The following is a 17,890-nucleotide window of genomic DNA, read 5'->3' as shown; positions in this document are numbered from 1 at the left end:
CGTAAATAACAGCATGGCTAAAACGACCAAAGAAACCCCCTTAATGCAACAACACAATGCCATCAAGGCAAGATACCCTGATGCGATATTGCTGTTTAGGGTTGGGGATTTTTATGAAACCTTTGGTCAGGATGCGGTGAATGCTTCCACAGTATTGGGCATTACGCTTACAAAAAGAAATAATGGCGATGAAAATTCATCGCAGTTAGCAGGCTTTCCACACCACGCATTAGATACCTATTTACATAAATTAGTAAAAGCAGGCTATCGTGTTGCTATTTGCGATCAGTTAGAAAATCCGAAAGAAGCAAAAGGTATTGTAAAACGTGGTGTTACAGAATTGGTAACACCGGGTACCGCTACCAATGATAAATTATTAGAGCATAAGAGTAATAACTTTCTTGCTGCATTACATTTCACAGAAAACAACATCGGCATTGCATTTTTAGACATCAGCACCGGTGAATTTTTTATTGCTGAAGGCGATGCTGAGTATGCAGACAAATTATTGCAGAGTCTGAATCCTGCCGAAGTTATTTATCAGAGGAACCAACAACGAAAATTTAAAGAATATTTCGGCATAAAATTCTTTACCTACACTTTAGATGAATGGATATTTACCGAGGCCTATACTGAGGAAAGCTTGTTAAAACATTTCGGCACACATAGCCTTAAAGGTTTTGGTATTGAAAATTTACACAACGGCACTATTGCTGCCGGAGCAATCCTTCATTATTTAAAAGATACTGAACATCCTAATCTTGGCCACATCACTTCCATTCAACGTATTGACAGAGGTGATCATTTATGGATGGATAAATTCACCATTCGTAATCTTGAATTATTTGGCGGTGCAGATGGCAGTAATACTTTATTAAAAACGCTTGACAACACATCATCTGCAATGGGTGCAAGGTTATTGAAGCGTTGGATGGTATTACCCTTGAATGATATCAATAAGATCAATGAACGCTTACATACAGTTGAGTTCTTTATCAAAGAAACAGATATAAGAAACCAAATTGTTGCACATATTAAACAAGCAGGTGATATAGAAAGATTGGTGAGCAAAGTACCGCTGAAAAAAGTAAATCCGAGAGAAGTTCTACAAATTGCAAAAGGTTTACAACAGGTTGACGCAATTAAGTCAATTTGTGCAACCGCCAATAATGATTATTTAAAAAGATTGGGTGATGCATTGAATCCATGCAGATACATTGTTGATAAAATTGTAAAAGAGATCAATGAAAACCCTCCTGCTATTGCAAGCAAAGGCGGCATCATTGCTAACGGCATCCACGAAGAGCTTGATGCATTAAGAAAAATTGCAACAGGGGGCAAAGATTATTTAATTGAGTTACAACAGAAAGAGGCTCTAGCCACGGGCATTTCTTCATTAAAAATTAGCTTCAATAATGTATTCGGTTATTATTTAGAAGTGACCAATCTGCATAAAAGCAAGGTGCCCGAAACATGGATACGTAAGCAAACACTTGCGAATGCAGAAAGATATATTACACCGGAATTAAAAGAATACGAAGAAAAAATTGTTGGTGCAGAGGATAAAATATTAGCAATTGAATTGCAATTGTTTGAACAATTATTGATCGAACTTCAGGATTACATTGCACCAATGCAAGTGAATGGTCAGGTATTGGCAATACAGGATTGTCTGACTTGTTTTGCAAACAATGCCCTGCAGTTCAATTACAAAAAACCATTGGTGCAGGATAATAATATTCTTGATATAAAAGAAAGCAGACATCCGGTAATTGAAAGAAATTTACCTGTTGGTGAAACTTATATTTCGAATGACATTTTCTTAGATCAATCAGCACAACAGATCATTATTTTAACAGGGCCAAACATGAGTGGTAAAAGTGCTATTCTTAGGCAAACAGCACTGATCACTTTAATGGCGCACATGGGTAGCTTTGTGCCGGCCACAAATGCAAAGATCCCATTAACAGATAAAATTTTTACCCGTGTTGGCGCCAGCGACAACCTCAGTGGCGGCGAAAGCACTTTTATGGTTGAGATGAATGAAACTGCCAGTATCATTAACAATATCACCAACCGCAGTTTGATCTTATTAGATGAAATAGGCCGTGGTACATCTACCTACGATGGCATCAGTATTGCCTGGAGCATTGTAGAGTTCTTACATAACAGCTATGCACAACCGAAAACGTTATTTGCTACGCACTACCATGAATTAAATGAATTAGAGAATAAGCTCTCAAGGGTAAAAAACTATCATGTTACGAACAAAGAAGTAGGCAACAAGATCATCTTTTTGCGCAAGCTTGCCCCCGGTGGTAGCACCCACAGCTTTGGTATTCATGTGGCACGTATGGCCGGAATGCCCCCTTCATTAATTGACAGAGCAAATGAGATACTAAAACAACTGGAAGACAGCCGTGAAGGCGGAGATATAAAAGAAACTGCCAAACAGTTAAGTACACCAAAAATGCAGCTCAGTATTTTTGATGCACATTCTGTAACCTTTGATGAGATCAGAAAATTATTGGAGACTTTCGATATCAACAGATTAACGCCGGTAGAAGCCATGTTAAAGCTTCAGGAAATAAAGGAAAAAGTGAAGTAAATCAAGGCTTATTCTAAGGAGATTTTAGTAACTTTGACGATACTCTTCTTCTTTCATTAATAAATGACTGTAACGGTATTATGAGAAAAATCATTTTGTTGATTTTATGCGTTAGCTTCTGCCTCACCCAATATGGACAAACAGCTGCCGATAGGTCTCTAAAAGTTACCGTTAATACAAATTCCAACCCTACTTCACTTACACTAAGATGGCAAAAAGGATTGAATGCTGTTTCCTATACTGTAGAAAGAAAAAGCAGATTCGATACTTCATGGACCATGCTTACGAATAGCCTGGGAGTAAATGATACATTTTATATTGACAACAATGTTTCTGATGGAATTGGATATGAGTACAATGTACGTGCAACAAGTAACATTGCTCCTTTCACAGCATATAGCTACTTATACTGTGGCAACAAAATACCTGTTAAACATCAACAGGGAAAAATAATTTTACTCGTTGATAATACTTACAGTATATCATTAAGCTCCGAGATAAAAAGATTAGAAAATGATTTGATCAACGATGGATGGCTGGTGATCAGAAAAGATATTAGTAGAGCACAATCGGTAAAATCTGTAAAGCAATTTATTGTAAGCACTTACCTAAGCGACACTTTAAATGTAAAAGGAATTTTTATGCTAGGTCATATTCCGGTTCCATACAGTGGTTACATTTACCCCGATGGGCATGATGAACACCATGGGGCTTGGCCTGCTGATGCCTACTATTGCGATACAAGTTTTGCTTACTGGACAGATGCAACGGTAAACAATGCTTCAGCAAGTAGGACTGCTAATAAAAATATTCCCGGTGATGGAAAATTTGACCCCAGTTTTACTAACAGACCTTTTGTAAAATTATTTTCAGGGCGAGTGGATATGTTTGATATGCCTGCTATCAATTCAAACGATGTAACATTGATGCGTCAGTATCTCGATAAAAATCATCGATACAGAACTGCCCGAAAAAAATTCAGAATGCGTGGGCTGATTGATGACAACCTTGGATATTTTAGTGGCGAAGCCTTTGCTTCTAATGGATGGAGAAATTTCAGCACACTACTTACACCCGATAGCGTTAGTAATGGCCAATACGATACAGACATGAAAACAGGCAGCTACCTGTGGAGCTATGGATGTGGATCAGGTTCCTACGAAAGTGCATCGGGGGTTACAACTACTACAGAACTTAAATCACTTCAATTACAATCAGTTTTCACCATGTCGTTCGGAAGTTATTTTGGTGACTGGGATAGTCAAAATAACTTTTTGAGAGCCCCACTTGCAAGCAACTCAGATTTTTTAGTTAGTTGCTGGGCAGGCCGCCCCAACTGGTATTTTCACCATATGGCATTGGGTGAACCAATTGGATTAGATGCATTTGAATCTTGTGTGAACAAAACAACCTATCAACCGCCAAGACATGGCCAGCAAATGGTGCATCAAGCATTGCTTGGAGATCCTACTTTAAGAATGTATGTGTATGAACCACCATCTAACTTTACTGTAAAGGATACAAATAATACAACAACTGCAAAGCTTAGCTGGACTCCATCCCCATCGTCAGGCATTTTGGGCTACTATGTTTACAAAGCAAGATCTCTACAGGATAGTTTTGTATTGTTAACAAAGAACTATCTTACAACAACCTCATACAATGATCATGATGCAGGAACAGGAAAAAATATTTATCTGGTAAGAGCAGTAAAATTACAAAGTAGTGCAACAGGAAGTTTTTATAATCTCAGTCCGGGGGTTATTGACAGTATTAACTTTACTGTTACAACTCCAACTGCAGTAAATTATTTTACAGGAGAAAAATCTACTGCAGGAAATAAGTTAAACTGGATGGTGAACTGTACTTCAAATAATACAAAAATCGAATTACAAAAATCAAAAGATAAAATCCATTACGATAGCATTTATTCATTGGTTGCAGACAGTTTCCCTTGTCAGAATAATTTTGGCTTTACCGATGCATTAAATATTCAGGAATTGAATTATTACCGATTGAAGATCACTGATATCAATGGCAATGTCAGTTATTCAAACATTGTAACACTCGTTAACTCAAACAGAAGTATCATCTTTGAAAAAACTCCGGTAGCATCGGATCATGAATTGATACTACAAATAGCTGCCCCGGAAAACACAACAATAAAAGCGATCATTTCTGATGCTGTTGGAAGGCGAATGGATCCGAAAACATTATCGATTGCAGCAGGTAGCAATACAATAAGGATCAACTACAACAATTTACCAAAAGGCGTCTACTATTTTAGTTGCTTTGCAAAAGATCAGAAGGTACTTACAAAAGGGTTTGTGATACGATAAATACTACTTTGTATTTAAAATATTATGCCCTAGTTTATCTCTTTTAGTTGTCAGGTATTTTTCGTTGTGTGGATTAGGTTTTATTTCAATTGCAATTGTATCTACTACCTCCAACCCATAACCTAAAAGGCCGGCACGTTTACGTGGATTATTGCTCATGAGTTTCATCTTACATATTCCTAGATGACGTAGTATTTGTGCCCCAACCCCATAATCTCTTTCATCCATACCAAATCCAAGTTCCTTGTTGGCCTCCACTGTATCCAGCCCTTGTTCCTGTAATTTGTATGCCTTCAATTTATTAAGCAACCCAATACCTCTACCTTCCTGATTCATATATAAAACCAGCCCCTTGCCTTCTGCTTCTATCATTTTTAAAGCCATGTGTAATTGGTCTCCGCAATCGCAACGCAAAGAGCCTAAAATATCTCCGGTAATACAACTACTATGTACTCTTACCAATACCGGTTCATCTTTTTTCCAGTCACCTTTTTTTATGGCTAGATGTATATCGCCTGTATTCAATTGTTTAAAAGCGATCAATTCAAAAGTGCCGTACTTGGTCGGCATCTGCACACGTTCTTCTTCATGAATCAATGTTTCTTTGCTAAGTCTGTATGCGATCAGATCTTTAATTGAGATCAATTTCAGATCAAACTTTTTTGCTATTTCTCTTAATTCCGGTAAACGAGCCATACTGCCATCTTCATTCATAATCTCTACCAATACACCTGCAGGAGCAAATCCTGCCAATCTTGCCAGATCAACGGTTGCTTCGGTATGACCGGCTCTTCTCAATACGCCGCCTTTTTTAGCTCGAAGAGGAAATATATGTCCGGGCCTTCCCAAGTCTTCGGGTTTTGTTTTTGGATTGATGAGTGCTTTAACTGTTTTTGATCTGTCTTTAGCAGATATACCTGTTGTACAACCATGTCCCAATAGATCAACACTGATCGTAAAAGCTGTTTCATGCAAAGCCGTATTGGTACTTACCATTGGCTGCAGATTTAACTCGTCACATCTTTCATCCATTAATGGTGCACAAATTAAGCCCCTGCCATGCGTACTCATAAAATTGATCACTTCCGGAGTAGCATTCTCTGCTGCCGTTAAAAAATCTCCTTCATTTTCTCTGTCTTCATCATCCACCACTATGATTAATTTACCATTTTTAATATCCTCAATGGCACTTTCAATACTATCTAACATAACTAATATTTAATGTGCAAAGTTACTAAGGTTATGGTTCTTTGCAGAATGTAATTCTTGCTAAATGAGGAATAATTTGCCTACTCTATTGTAATACAAACGGATAGAGTTAATTTGGCTCCCAACCCCACTTCAAAAAATCCGGGAAAGCCCTGGCCCATGTGGCCACATCATGCTTTCCATCTTGCAGTTCTACATATTTGATCTGATTAGGGGTATATCCTTTTGTGAGCAATTCATCGATCAAACTAACGGTATCGTCTATAGCATCAATAATACCATTATTATTTCTGTCGGCAGTTTCATCCTGCGTTCCAACCTCAAAGAAAAAACTTAGCCATGGCGCAAATGTCCCAGTACGAATCAGACGATGCATTATCCTATCTGTATCTTCATTGAAGTCCTTTGCATTTTGGTCTTTATCTCTCCACCAAAGCGAACCACTGAAGACTCCAACTTTTGAAAACTCAGCAGCATGCTTCCAAACAATATCTAATGCTGATAACCCGCCCAAAGAAAATCCTGCGAAAGACTTTTCTTTGAAGGATTGTATCTGATAAATTTTTCTGATAAATGGCAATAACTCTTCCATCACAAATCTTGTATGGAGAGCAGCTTTAGCACCAAGTCCCTGATAATCTAAAACATCAGCAGTACCATATTCATTTTTTCTATCGGCGCTACAATGTATACCTACACAAAATAAGGGGGCAATACTTTCGGAATTATAGAGATCATAAAGAATATGTTGAAAATCCATTTTTATAAGGTCTTGTCCATCATTGATCAACAATAAACTTATTTCTCTTGAATTGGCAACAAACTGAGGCAAGTAACAATCTATGACCACCTCTCTTTTAAGAAACACTGAAGTAAGAATATGATTTTCCTTATTAACCGAAACAATTGCTGCACTTGACATAGACGGCAAAATTATGAAAAGATTTGCTTTATCTAATAACCGTATATCTGCGAAACATAATTTGTTTAATAGCTTTTAAAAAAATATATTTGGTAGGAATTGATTGCATCTACCCCACACCGTCAAATACTAATTGTACAAGTATGAAAAAAATAGGCATCTTATTCGGAAAAGAACGAAGCTTTCCCGAAGCTTTCATAGCGAGAGTAAACAGCAAAAAAGTAAAAGGCATTAAGGCCGAACCGGTACATATAGAAAAAGTAATACAAGGTGAAGATTGTGGCTATGCGGTGATCATTGACAGGATTTCACAGGATGTTCCTTTTTACAGAGCATTTTTGAAGAATGCTGCATTGTGTGGTACAGCTGTCATCAATAACCCCTTTTGGTGGAGCGCCGATGAAAAGTTTTTCAATAATTGCTTAATGACCAAAGTTGATATTCCTGTTCCCAAAACAGTTATACTTCCTTCGTTTGAATTACCTGTTGACACAGCGCATGAATCATTCTCTAATTTATCGTACCCTTTAGACTGGGGCACTATTTTTAATTACATCGGATTCCCTGCATATATGAAACCATTTGCAGGTGGCGGTTGGAAAAGTGTTTACAAGTTAACTGATCGGGAAGATTTTTTCGACAAGCATAAAGAAACGGGTGAACTGGTAATGATGTTGCAGGAGGAGATCATTTTTGAAGAGTATTATCGCTGCTATTGTATTGGTGGAAAGTATGTACGCATTATGAGCTACGAACCTCGTAATGAACATGCACTGCGATATGTTGCAGATTTCAAACCCTCTGCAAAGAAAATAAAACTAATGACCGATATTGTTTTAAAGATCAATCAATATCTCGGCTATGATTTTAATACGGTAGAACTAGCTGTTCGTGACGGTATCCCGTATGCTATCGATTTCTGCAATCCTGCTCCGGATGCAGATCTGAAAAGTGTTGGAGAAGAAAACTTTGAGTGGGTAGTAGAAACGGCCGCTACCTATGCCATCGAAAAAGCACAGGCACATAAAGAAGGCGTCGACAATTTAACCTGGGGAGAATTCATTACAAGCAGTGCTAATAAAAAAACATTAAAATAATGTACGATATATGATTTACGATGTATGATTTTATTTAAATTTTTAGGATCTTATACTAAAATAAACGCTACCGACTTGAAAGAAATCGTACATCGTAAATCATACATCCCAAATCGTACATCGTAAATCAAAAATACAAATGGCTAACATTTCATATAAAAATTTCACACTTGGTGTAGAAGAAGAGTACATGGTAATAGACCCTGTTACAAGGGAATTAAAAAGTCATGAACAAAAAATTGTAAAGGAAGGGCAAAAAGTATTGAAAGATAAAGTAAAAGCAGAAATGCACCAGGCTGTTGTTGAAGTTGGTACAGATATCTGCCAGAATGTTGATGAAGCTTTTAAAGATGTTGCTACTTTACGCAAAACGATCAACGATATTGCCGGCAATATCGGACTAAAAGTAGGCGCTTCAGGCACTCACCCATTCAGCCATTGGGAAAGTCAATTAATAACCGACCATGCACGCTACAGTGAAATTGTAAACGAATTACAGGAAGCTGCAAGAAGTAATTTAATTTTTGGTTTGCATGTTCATGTTGGTATGGAAACCAGAGAAATGGCAATACATATTGCCAATGCTGCAAGATATTTTCTACCGCACATTTATGCACTGAGCACCAACTCTCCTTTTTGGGAAGGAAGATTAACCGGCTACAAAAGTTTTCGAACTAAAGTATTTGATAAATTTCCCCGTACCGGCATTCCGGATTATTATGAAAGCATTGAGGCTTACGAAAACTATGTAAAATTGCTCGTAAAGACCAATTGCATTGATAATGCTAAGAAAATATGGTGGGACCTCAGGGTACACCCGTTTTTTAATACAGTTGAATACAGAATATGTGATGTACCTATGACCGTTCAGGAAACCATTACCATTGCTGCCCTTTTTCAAGCCGTTAGTGCTAAGTTGTATAAACTAAGGATGCAAAATCTTAATTTCATGTCGTACTCACGTGCACTAATAAACGAAAATAAATGGCGTGCAAGCAGATATGGCATTGATGGAAGCTTGATCGATTTTGGTAAGGAAACCGAGGTAAACACTAGAGTGCTGATATACGAGCTCTTAGATTTTATAGAGGATGTAGTGCCCCATTTAGGCAGTCAGCATGCCATCAGCTATGTACACACTATGTTGGAACAAGGAACAGGAGCAGACAGACAGCTCAAAGTTTATGAACAGACCAACGATCTTGTAGCGGTAACGGACTATATTCACACGAGTTTTTTGAGCGGTATATAGAGGCTATGTGTTTCTCTACCGGTTATGAAAGAATGAAAAAAGCATTAATTTTGCGATATGAACACCAATTCAAACCAACCTATCCGAATAGCCATTTTAGACCTCTATGAAGGTCAGGCCAACCAGGGTATGCGTTGTATCAGAGAGATACTGAATCAATACAGCGACAATAATAATGTGGATATTGTTTGGGACGAATTTGATGTAAGAGTAAAAAATGAGATCCCCGATTTTTCCTATGATATATTTATTTCAAGCGGTGGCCCCGGAAGTCCATTAGATAGCCAGGGAAGTGAATGGGAAACGATCTATTTTGACTGGCTGCAAAAAGTAGAACAATGGAACAGCGATAATACTTCTTTGCAAAAGAAATACGTATTCTTTATTTGCCATTCTTTTCAATTGGCATGTAGATATTTTAATGTTGGATTGGTGTGCAAACGCAAAAGCACCGCCTTTGGTGTTTTCCCTGTTCACTTACTACCGGAAGGCAATAATGAACCTGTTTTTGACGGCATGATGGATCCGTTCTATTCAGTTGACAGCAGAGACTACCAGGTTATTCAACCTAACTACGATCTACTCGAACAAATTGGCGCCAGTGTTTTGGCTATAGAAAAAGAACGACCACATGTAGCCTTAGAAAGAGCTGTTATGGCTGTAAGGTTCAATGAATTTATGATCGGTACACAATTTCATCCTGAAGCGGATGCCGTAGGTATGAGTATGTATCTGCAAACCGAAGAAAAGAAAAAAACCGTTATTGAAAATTATGGCATGGAAAAATGGCAGAGCATGATCGATCAATTGAATGATCCGGACAAGATCATGTTTACCTACACACATATATTGCCTAATTTTTTAAATATAGCGGTACAGCATTTGCAGATGGCAGAGATATGATCAGAAACCTATAAAAATTATATTTTATGGATGAAGAAGACTACATATTGGTCTCAGCTTATATTTTGATGTTTTTATTTCTTCTGTACAGATTAGCTACCAAAAAGAAGAAAGGATCCATTACGCTTAATATGATCATCTTTCTGATATACGCTACAATTATTTTTTATAACAGAGCCTTTAATAGTCAGTATGGAAGCTCTTTGATTTGGATATTCTATGGGGCCATTATCTTGTTGCTGCATATTATTGTTTTAGCTTTAAAAAAGTTTTTTGAGAAAACCTGATACTGCCAATACATTTTTTTATTTTTACCGGTACGTTAAATAGATTTCATGCAAAAAGAATTAAGGGCAAATTTCAATAAAACGTTTACAGAAGAAAAGTATACCAACTATTTAACTGCGCTCAATAAACCTTTCCCCGGAGCAATTGAATTCAGGATTGCCGAAACACCCATTTTTATTCCGAAAGATTTCACACAAAAGATGCTGGATGCCTGTGAAAGTATCATTGATGTAATTGTTGATAAGCAATTTAAAACACTTACGGAAAATGCGATACCGGAAAATCTCAATGTCCCGAATGAAAATGACCGAAGCGATTTCATAGCATTCGATTTTGGCATCTGCGAAAATAGCGAAGGCCTACTTGAGCCTCAATTGATCGAAATGCAAGGATTCCCTACCCTCTTTGCCTTTCAAGCCTTTCATTCTGAGCTAACGGCAACTTACTCAAATCTACCGTATAATTATAGTGCTTACCTCAATGGATATACGAAAGAAAGTTATCTTAAATTATTAAAAGAGATCATCTTAAATGATCACTATCCCGAAAATGTGATCTTACTCGAAATTTTTCCTGAGCAGCAAAAAACAAGGGTGGATTTTTATTTTACGGAAGAAATGCTTGGTGTTAAAACAGTTTGTATCACTAAGCTTATCCCCAAAGGAAATAAATTATTCTACCTCAACAATGGAAAAGAGATCGAGATCAAAAGAATTTACAACCGTTTGATCTTTGATGATCTTTATCAACAGAAGGATATCGAAAATATCATTGACATCACTCATCCATGGGAGGTTGAATGGGCGCCTCATCCTAATTGGTTCTACCGTATAAGTAAATACACGCTGCCACTAATAAATAATCCGTACATACCTAAAACATATTTCTTAAATGAGATAAAAGAAATGCCAAAAGATCTGGAGAATTATGTTTTAAAACCATTATTCTCTTTTGCCGGCATGGGTGTGGTCATTGATGTAACACAAGAAGATATTGACCAAATAAAAGATCCAGAAAATTGGATACTGCAACGAAAAGTCAATTATGCCAATATCATCCAAACTCCGGATGGCAGTGCCAAAGCAGAAATAAGGTTATTCTATTTTTGGAAAAAAGATTGGGCTAGGCCAAAAGCAGTACATAACCTTGCCAGACTAAGTAAAGGAAAAATGATTGGCACCCGATATAATCAGGATAAAACATGGGTAGGCGGTTCTGTAGCTTTTTTTGAAAAACAATGATGTATATTTAGTATATAAATCATTGTATATGAAAAGTGGAATAACAAGATTTGATTTCTATCTCAATCAATTACTCGTATTACTATCAAAAGCATCTAAAGAAAAGAACCCGGCATTGTGGTTGTATCAAAACAATTGTCGCACTCCGGTTTTTATGCTTGAGGGATTATCAAAATTATATCTCGATCTGCACGACAAGAAAAAATTCACTTCACTTAAAGAACAGTTTAAATTACTAGAAGATGCTTTAGGGGCAATCGATTACTATGATTCATTTGCAAAAGAGTTTGCTAAAAACAAAAAAGTCCCTGCTGAGGTTACAAAATATTTACAGGCACAAACCCGAGAAAAGATACAGCACCTGAATGAACTATTAATTGAAAAGAATTGGCTTACGCTGGAGAATAATCGTATCAGTAAAATACAGTCAAAGCTTGATAAAGCAGATTTTCTAAAAGACAAAAAAGAGATCAACGAGATCAATAAATTTTATGGCAAAGCTATTTATGAGATCGTAGAATTTGCAGAAACATCAAAATTTCATTTTGATAATGTAGAAGCAGATGTGCATGAACTAAGACGAAAACTACGCTGGTTAAGTATTTACCCACAAGCATTGAGAGGCTGCATACAACTCAACCACTCAAAGAACACACCAAAGCATCTAGATAAATATCTTACTAAAGAGATCACCACATCTCCATTTAATAAAATGCCTGATGTTGGCGACAGCAAGCATTTCTTATTATTAGAGCAGAATTATTTTCTTGCATTAAGCTGGATGATCGCCGAGCTTGGTAAACTAAAAGACAACGGCTTACGCATTATTGCCATTAAAGAAGCATTGATGCAAACCTCTTCTTTGAAAGAAGCCGCTGCATTAAAAAAAGCACATACTATTCTTGGCGCTAAATACCCTACCATTCCTATGCTATTAAAAAATGCTGAAGCAATCAGTAAAACTTATTTTTCTGAATTGAATTTGGAGCATTTGGTAGTTGGGTGTGTGAGTGCGGAGTAATTTTTTTACTTTGCTATAAGACCGAGACCGTCAGATAGGCTGCTCAATGGTATACCGCACAAGTGTGCGACGCAACGATGATGACCAATGATTTACCGCCAGGACCAAAATAAAAAACTCCCTCCAACAAGTTGGGGGGAGTTGACTAATATTATTAGTTGTTGAAATTAATTATTGTTTGGTGCCTCAGGCTTAGGTTGGGCTTCGGGCTTTGGCATCAACACTTTACGACTTAATTTGAATTTGCCCGTACGTGGATCGATGTCTAACAATTTCACTTTTACTTTATCGCCTTCTTTGAAGATACCATCCATTGTTTCCAAACGTTTCCAGCTTATTTCACTGATGTGTAACAAGCCTTCTTTCTTAGGTAAGAACTCTACAAAAGCACCGAATTCTTTAATGCTTTTTACAGTTCCTTCGTAGGTATCGCCTATAACAGGAACAGCAACCAATCCTTTGATCCATGCAACAGCTTTATCCAAGCTATCTTTAGATGCAGAGAATACGCTTACTTCACCTTGGTTGTTTACTTCTTCGATATTGATAGTGGCACCAGTTTCTCTTTGCATTTCCTGAATCACTTTACCACCTGGTCCGATCACCGCACCGATGTATTCTTTATCGATCGTTAATTTAACCATACGAGGAGCATGTGGTTTCACATCATCTCTGTGTGCAGGAATAGCTGCATACATTGCATCCAATATATGTAAACGTCCGTTACGAGCTTGTGCCAATGCCTGACGCATAATGTCCATGCTCAAACCATCTACTTTAATATCCATTTGCACACCGCAAATACCATCACGTGTACCGGTTACTTTAAAATCCATATCACCTAAATGATCTTCATCGCCAAGTATATCAGATAATACAGCAAACTTATCTCCTTTAGTGATCAAGCCCATTGCAACGCCACTAACATGTTTTTTAATAGGAACACCTGCATCCATCAACGCTAATGAACCAGCACAAACGGTAGCCATAGACGAAGAACCATTTGACTCTAAGATATCACTTACTACACGTACAACATAAGGATAATCACTTCCAGGCATCATTTGTTTCAATGAACGCATAGCAAGGTTACCATGTCCAACTTCTCTACGACCAACACCTCTCATCATTTTCACTTCACCTGTACTGAATGGAGGGAAATTATAATGCAATATAAATTTAGTGTAATCAGATTTATGTGCGCTTTCAACCAACAATTCATCCAATGCAGAACCAAAAGTTACAGTGGTCAATGATTGTGTTTCTCCTCTTGTAAATAATGCAGATCCGTGAGGTGTAGGTAAGATGTTTGTTTCCATATCCAATTGACGGATATCTTCTGTACCACGACCATCCAAACGTTTTCTATCATTTAATATCATATCTCTTACAACATGATATTGCAATTCTCCAAAATAATGACCGATCAATGCTTTATCTGCATCAGGCAATTCTTCACCTAAAAATTCTTTTACTTCTTTTTTCAATGCATCAAATGCATCGCTTCTTTCATGCTTTGCAGATGCAGAAGCAGCAATAGCATACATTTTATCTTTTGCAAATGCTGTGATCTTTTCGTTCAACGCTTCGTTGCGGTAAGGTTTTGTGTATTCACGTTTTGCAGTGATACCAACTTTATCTCTTAACTCAGCCTGTGCTTTAATTTGAATGCGGATAGCATCATGCGCCAGTTCCAATGCTTTAACAAGATCTTCTTCCTGGCATTCTTTTGCTTCACCTTCCACCATCATGATATTCTTTTCGGTAGCAGCGATGATGAATTCAAGATCAGCCGCAGCTAATTCTTCACGTGTTGGGTTGATGATGAACTGTCCGTCTTTACGTGCAATACGTACTTCAGATATAATTTCCTGAATAGGAATATCTGAAACTGCTAATGCAGCAGAAGCTGCTAAACAAGCCAATGCATCCGGTAATACTTCTGCATCGCTTGATACAAGGCTAATTAAAACTTGTACATCACATAAATAATCTTCAGGAAACAATGGACGTAAAGCTCTATCAATTAATCTTGATGTTAGAATTTCGTAATCATTCAATCTTGCTTCTCTTTTGAAGAAAGATCCCGGTACTCTACCTGCAGATGCAAATTTTTCCTGATAGTCTACTGACAATGGAAAAAAGTTCTGACCTTCTTTTGGTTCTTTGTTTGCAACAACAGTTGCCAATAAGATACAATTGCCCTGACGCACTGTAACGGCTCCATCTGCCTGACGAGCCATTTTACCCGTTTCGATGGTAACATTTCTTCCGCCACCGATATCAAATGTTACTGATTTAGTATTTAAACTCATTTTGTTTGTATTAGATAATTAGAAATAGGGAAACATGATTTCCCTGATTGAAACAATACATAAATAAAAATAATTCCCAACCGTTGTAATTAAAGTTGGGAATTAAATTATTTAAACATTGTGTAATGATTATTTACGTAGACCTAATTTTTCAATCAAGCTTCTGTAACCTGTTAGATCATGTTTGCTAAGGTAAGTAAGTAAACGTTTACGCTGACCTACCATCATCATCAATCCACGCTGAGAGGAGAAATCTTTTTTATTTGTTTTAAGGTGGTCAGATATGTGGTTGATACGTTCTGTTAATAACGCAACCTGACCTTCGATAGAACCTGTGTTGGTAGCTTTACCACCGTAGTTTGCAAAAATACTTGCTTTCTTTTCAATTGTTAAATACGACATCGCTTCTTTGTTTTAATAACGTCTTTGTTATGCTTTTTTAATTTCGGTGGCAAAGGTAATACAAAATATCGGATTTTATCGGCTTTATCCGTGATTTTCAATAAAAAACCCCCAAACGGGGGCTTTAATTCGATTAAAGTGAGCTAACTAATTCATATGCTTGAGATTAACACCGTAAAGTATTACAAAAACTAGCCCGATAAAGCCTACCATCACCGACATACCCATAGCAAGTAAATTGCCGGCCCCAAACAATACAAAAGGCGTTATTATTCCTACCAGCGTACCAGCGATATAGGAGTAAAAGCCTTTCTTTTTAAGTCCCCACATTAAAAAAGCACCAGCAAGGCATAGAACTGCTGCCAAAATACCGGCTAAAGCCATTTTTTTAACGTTTTCAGGAGTGAATACATTTAGCATGCCTCCTACCATTTCTGAAACCATTTTACCCCCAGGATTTGCATCCGATACTTTCTGCATTTCTGCATTTACATTTTCTTTAACCAACGACATCGCTGCTACCTGCGATTCCGCAGTAAAGTATTGGGTAATCCCGTTAATAAGTCCCCAGCCACTCCCAATAAAAGTTAGTATGCATAAAACAGTTAGAAATGTTGGTCTTTTGGGTGGAGATTGATCGTAGTTCGTTAATACGTCTGTCATGATGATAATTGTTTTGTGAAAAAATAATAGACTAATTCATATTTTTTACCTGCTTCCAGTACATGGCAGTAAAGCCTACCCATACAATTAAAGTCAGTATGAAACTGGATAATGCCAGATTACTACTTGCACCAAATAATTTGAAAAGTGTAATGATACCATTCAATGCTAGCATGCCCATTGTTACAGCCTTACTGAGTTTGAAAAGTATCAGCAAGGTAAAAAGTCCTATTAGTAATCCGGATAAATAAAAATAGAATCCTTTCTTTTGCTCATTCCACATAAAGTAAACGCCTATTAATGTTAGTACGCCACTAACTATGCCGGCTATGGCAATTATCTGCAGATTCTCTATAGTAAAAGCTTCAGCCATTCTTGTAGCCATTTGTATGTCTATCTTTGAGGCTATTCCTGAAGATAAGCTTCGTTGAAATTCATCCGTAGTCAAAATATCTCTCACCTCTTTAACAACTGCTTCGGTTTGATCTTCAGCTTTTATATACTGAACAAACCCACATATTATTGACCAGCATCCGCCAATGATCGATGCTATGCAGAGACCTGTTAAAAAATCTGATCTTTTGGTATCACTATCTTTTTTGTAAGTTGAAACCTCAGCCATTGTTATTCATATTTTAAAGATCAGTCCATGCTTTTAAGTTGCGACCCGTACAGCATTACAAATACCAATCCGCCTAAAGCCGCTACAATGGAAAGCCCCATGGCGGAGATATTATCCCCGAAGAGAAGAAAGTGTGTAATGATATTAAAGAATGTTCCTAATGCAAACGCATAGAAGCCATTTTTTTGAAGCTTCCACATCAATACAGTTCCTACTAAACAAAGCAATGAAGCTAAAACTCCTCCCAAAGAAAATTTCTGATAATTCTCAACATTCAGATTACTGATACTAACAGGTGTATTGGCTGTTGCTGATGAGGAAGAACTAAACATTGAAAATAAGTTCTTCAATTGTGTTTTAGAATTTCCTGATTGTATATTTGTTACAGCTTCCTCTGCTTTAAAATAGCCACGACCATTTTGAAACATTCCTGCTAAACTTGCTAAGAAGCCTAAAATGCATAAAATACTTAAGAAAAGAGAGCGATGTGTGTGGAGTTGTTCTCCGTCTTGTAATTCATCTGGCATAGGTTATATTAATTTGGTTCCCTAAGATTACCGATTTTTTTTTGATTATTGAAAAAGTTTATTCACATTTTTTTCCTACTTCCTTATTTATCAATCATATTTGTGTTAATTACCGGGTATCAGGCAGTCAATTTTACTTCATTAAAAGCTTCGCTACGGCGGTTTGGGAATGAAAATATACTTTACAGTTACAACCGATCTTACTTACGATCAAAGAATGATACGCATTTGTACATCGTTGACAACTGCAGGGTATACGATTATACTGATAGGTAGAAAAACAAAAAACTCCATAGCATTAAATACACAACCGTTTCACCAAAAAAGAATTCATTGCTTATTTAATAAAGGGAAATTTTTCTATATTGAATATAATATTCGGCTGTTTTTTTATTTGCTTTTCAAAAAAATGGATTGTATTTGTGCAATAGACCTGGATACAATACTTCCCTGCTATTTTATTTCAAAAATCAAAAACGTC

14 protein-coding genes are annotated in these 17,890 nt (G+C 37.0%); 7 read left to right on the top strand and 7 right to left on the bottom strand.

What is annotated here, in order from left to right:
• Nucleotides 1-13: 13 nt before the first annotated feature.
• Both mutS and ACQ33O_RS07825 read left to right on the top strand, forming a co-directional pair.
• A complete protein-coding gene (gene mutS / locus ACQ33O_RS07830; protein WP_430995016.1) occupies nt 14-2,608 on the top strand; it encodes a DNA mismatch repair protein MutS in 2,595 nt (864 codons plus the stop codon).
• Between the two features lie 80 nt (nt 2,609-2,688).
• On the top strand, nt 2,689-4,947 hold the full coding sequence (locus ACQ33O_RS07825) for a hypothetical protein (protein WP_430995015.1): 2,259 nt from the start codon (nt 2,689-2,691) through the stop codon (nt 4,945-4,947).
• A 3-nt stretch (nt 4,948-4,950) separates the two neighbouring features.
• Here ACQ33O_RS07825 and ACQ33O_RS07820 read toward each other — a convergent pair whose 3' ends face one another.
• Nucleotides 4,951-6,156: a bifunctional 3,4-dihydroxy-2-butanone-4-phosphate synthase/GTP cyclohydrolase II gene (locus tag ACQ33O_RS07820; protein ID WP_430995014.1), complete on the bottom strand. Its 1,206-nt coding sequence runs from the start codon at nt 6,154-6,156 to the stop codon at nt 4,951-4,953.
• A 109-nt stretch (nt 6,157-6,265) separates the two neighbouring features.
• On the bottom strand, nt 6,266-7,078 hold the full coding sequence (locus tag ACQ33O_RS07815; RefSeq protein WP_430995013.1) for an alpha/beta hydrolase: 813 nt from the start codon (nt 7,076-7,078) through the stop codon (nt 6,266-6,268).
• Between the two features lie 143 nt (nt 7,079-7,221).
• On the opposite strand from ACQ33O_RS07815, the gene ACQ33O_RS07810 reads away from it, so the two are divergent.
• From ACQ33O_RS07810 to ACQ33O_RS07790, 5 genes are all read left to right on the top strand, one after another.
• On the top strand, nt 7,222-8,175 hold the full coding sequence (locus tag ACQ33O_RS07810; RefSeq protein WP_430995012.1) for an ATP-grasp domain-containing protein: 954 nt from the start codon (nt 7,222-7,224) through the stop codon (nt 8,173-8,175).
• 139 nt (nt 8,176-8,314) lie between these two features.
• Complete coding sequence (locus tag ACQ33O_RS07805; protein WP_430995011.1) at nt 8,315-9,427, top strand: carboxylate-amine ligase; 1,113 nt, start codon at nt 8,315-8,317, stop codon at nt 9,425-9,427.
• A gap of 57 nt (nt 9,428-9,484) precedes the next feature.
• Nucleotides 9,485-10,330, top strand: coding sequence for a type 1 glutamine amidotransferase (locus ACQ33O_RS07800; RefSeq protein WP_430995010.1), 846 nt, complete (start codon nt 9,485-9,487; stop codon nt 10,328-10,330).
• Between the two features lie 335 nt (nt 10,331-10,665).
• Complete coding sequence (locus ACQ33O_RS07795) at nt 10,666-11,859, top strand: hypothetical protein (RefSeq protein ID WP_430995009.1); 1,194 nt, start codon at nt 10,666-10,668, stop codon at nt 11,857-11,859.
• Between the two features lie 28 nt (nt 11,860-11,887).
• Nucleotides 11,888-12,880, top strand: coding sequence for a hypothetical protein (locus tag ACQ33O_RS07790; RefSeq protein WP_430995008.1), 993 nt, complete (start codon nt 11,888-11,890; stop codon nt 12,878-12,880).
• A gap of 167 nt (nt 12,881-13,047) precedes the next feature.
• On the opposite strand, the gene pnp is transcribed toward ACQ33O_RS07790, so the two are convergent.
• From pnp to ACQ33O_RS07765, 5 genes are all read right to left on the bottom strand, one after another.
• Nucleotides 13,048-15,195 carry a polyribonucleotide nucleotidyltransferase gene (gene pnp / locus ACQ33O_RS07785; protein WP_430995007.1) on the bottom strand — a complete coding sequence of 716 codons (2,148 nt, stop codon included), beginning with the start codon at nt 15,193-15,195 and terminating at the stop codon, nt 13,048-13,050.
• 129 nt (nt 15,196-15,324) lie between these two features.
• Nucleotides 15,325-15,597 carry a 30S ribosomal protein S15 gene (gene rpsO, locus ACQ33O_RS07780; RefSeq protein ID WP_430995006.1) on the bottom strand — a complete coding sequence of 91 codons (273 nt, stop codon included), beginning with the start codon at nt 15,595-15,597 and terminating at the stop codon, nt 15,325-15,327.
• 147 nt (nt 15,598-15,744) lie between these two features.
• Entirely contained in the window at nt 15,745-16,260 is a 516-nt protein-coding gene (locus ACQ33O_RS07775; RefSeq protein WP_430995005.1) for a hypothetical protein, read from the bottom strand.
• A 31-nt stretch (nt 16,261-16,291) separates the two neighbouring features.
• Nucleotides 16,292-16,882 carry a hypothetical protein gene (locus ACQ33O_RS07770; protein ID WP_430995004.1) on the bottom strand — a complete coding sequence of 197 codons (591 nt, stop codon included), beginning with the start codon at nt 16,880-16,882 and terminating at the stop codon, nt 16,292-16,294.
• A 20-nt stretch (nt 16,883-16,902) separates the two neighbouring features.
• Nucleotides 16,903-17,409, bottom strand: coding sequence for a hypothetical protein (locus tag ACQ33O_RS07765; RefSeq protein WP_430995003.1), 507 nt, complete (start codon nt 17,407-17,409; stop codon nt 16,903-16,905).
• Between the last annotated feature and the right edge of the window lie 481 nt (nt 17,410-17,890).

Source organism: Ferruginibacter sp. SUN002, assembly GCF_050611725.1.
Classification (GTDB): Bacteria; Bacteroidota; Bacteroidia; order Chitinophagales; family Chitinophagaceae; genus Ferruginibacter.
Note: the sequence above shows the minus strand (reverse complement) of the source record. Positions and strands in the feature narration are given on the sequence as shown.

Bases quoted from the DNA above. Each gene is read 5' to 3' on its own strand.
- mutS (WP_430995016.1), top strand. From the start codon at position 14: ATGGCTAAAACGACCAAAGAAACCCCCTTAATGCAACAACACAATGCC.
- ACQ33O_RS07825 (WP_430995015.1), top strand. From the start codon at position 2,689: ATGAGAAAAATCATTTTGTTGATTTTATGCGTTAGCTTCTGCCTCACC.
- ACQ33O_RS07820 (WP_430995014.1), bottom strand. From the start codon at position 6,156: ATGTTAGATAGTATTGAAAGTGCCATTGAGGATATTAAAAATGGTAAA.
- ACQ33O_RS07815 (WP_430995013.1), bottom strand. From the start codon at position 7,078: ATGTCAAGTGCAGCAATTGTTTCGGTTAATAAGGAAAATCATATTCTT.
- ACQ33O_RS07810 (WP_430995012.1), top strand. From the start codon at position 7,222: ATGAAAAAAATAGGCATCTTATTCGGAAAAGAACGAAGCTTTCCCGAA.
- ACQ33O_RS07805 (WP_430995011.1), top strand. From the start codon at position 8,315: ATGGCTAACATTTCATATAAAAATTTCACACTTGGTGTAGAAGAAGAG.
- ACQ33O_RS07800 (WP_430995010.1), top strand. From the start codon at position 9,485: ATGAACACCAATTCAAACCAACCTATCCGAATAGCCATTTTAGACCTC.
- ACQ33O_RS07795 (WP_430995009.1), top strand. From the start codon at position 10,666: ATGCAAAAAGAATTAAGGGCAAATTTCAATAAAACGTTTACAGAAGAA.
- ACQ33O_RS07790 (WP_430995008.1), top strand. From the start codon at position 11,888: ATGAAAAGTGGAATAACAAGATTTGATTTCTATCTCAATCAATTACTC.
- pnp (WP_430995007.1), bottom strand. From the start codon at position 15,195: ATGAGTTTAAATACTAAATCAGTAACATTTGATATCGGTGGCGGAAGA.
- rpsO (WP_430995006.1), bottom strand. From the start codon at position 15,597: ATGTCGTATTTAACAATTGAAAAGAAAGCAAGTATTTTTGCAAACTAC.
- ACQ33O_RS07775 (WP_430995005.1), bottom strand. From the start codon at position 16,260: ATGACAGACGTATTAACGAACTACGATCAATCTCCACCCAAAAGACCA.
- ACQ33O_RS07770 (WP_430995004.1), bottom strand. From the start codon at position 16,882: ATGGCTGAGGTTTCAACTTACAAAAAAGATAGTGATACCAAAAGATCA.
- ACQ33O_RS07765 (WP_430995003.1), bottom strand. From the start codon at position 17,409: ATGCCAGATGAATTACAAGACGGAGAACAACTCCACACACATCGCTCT.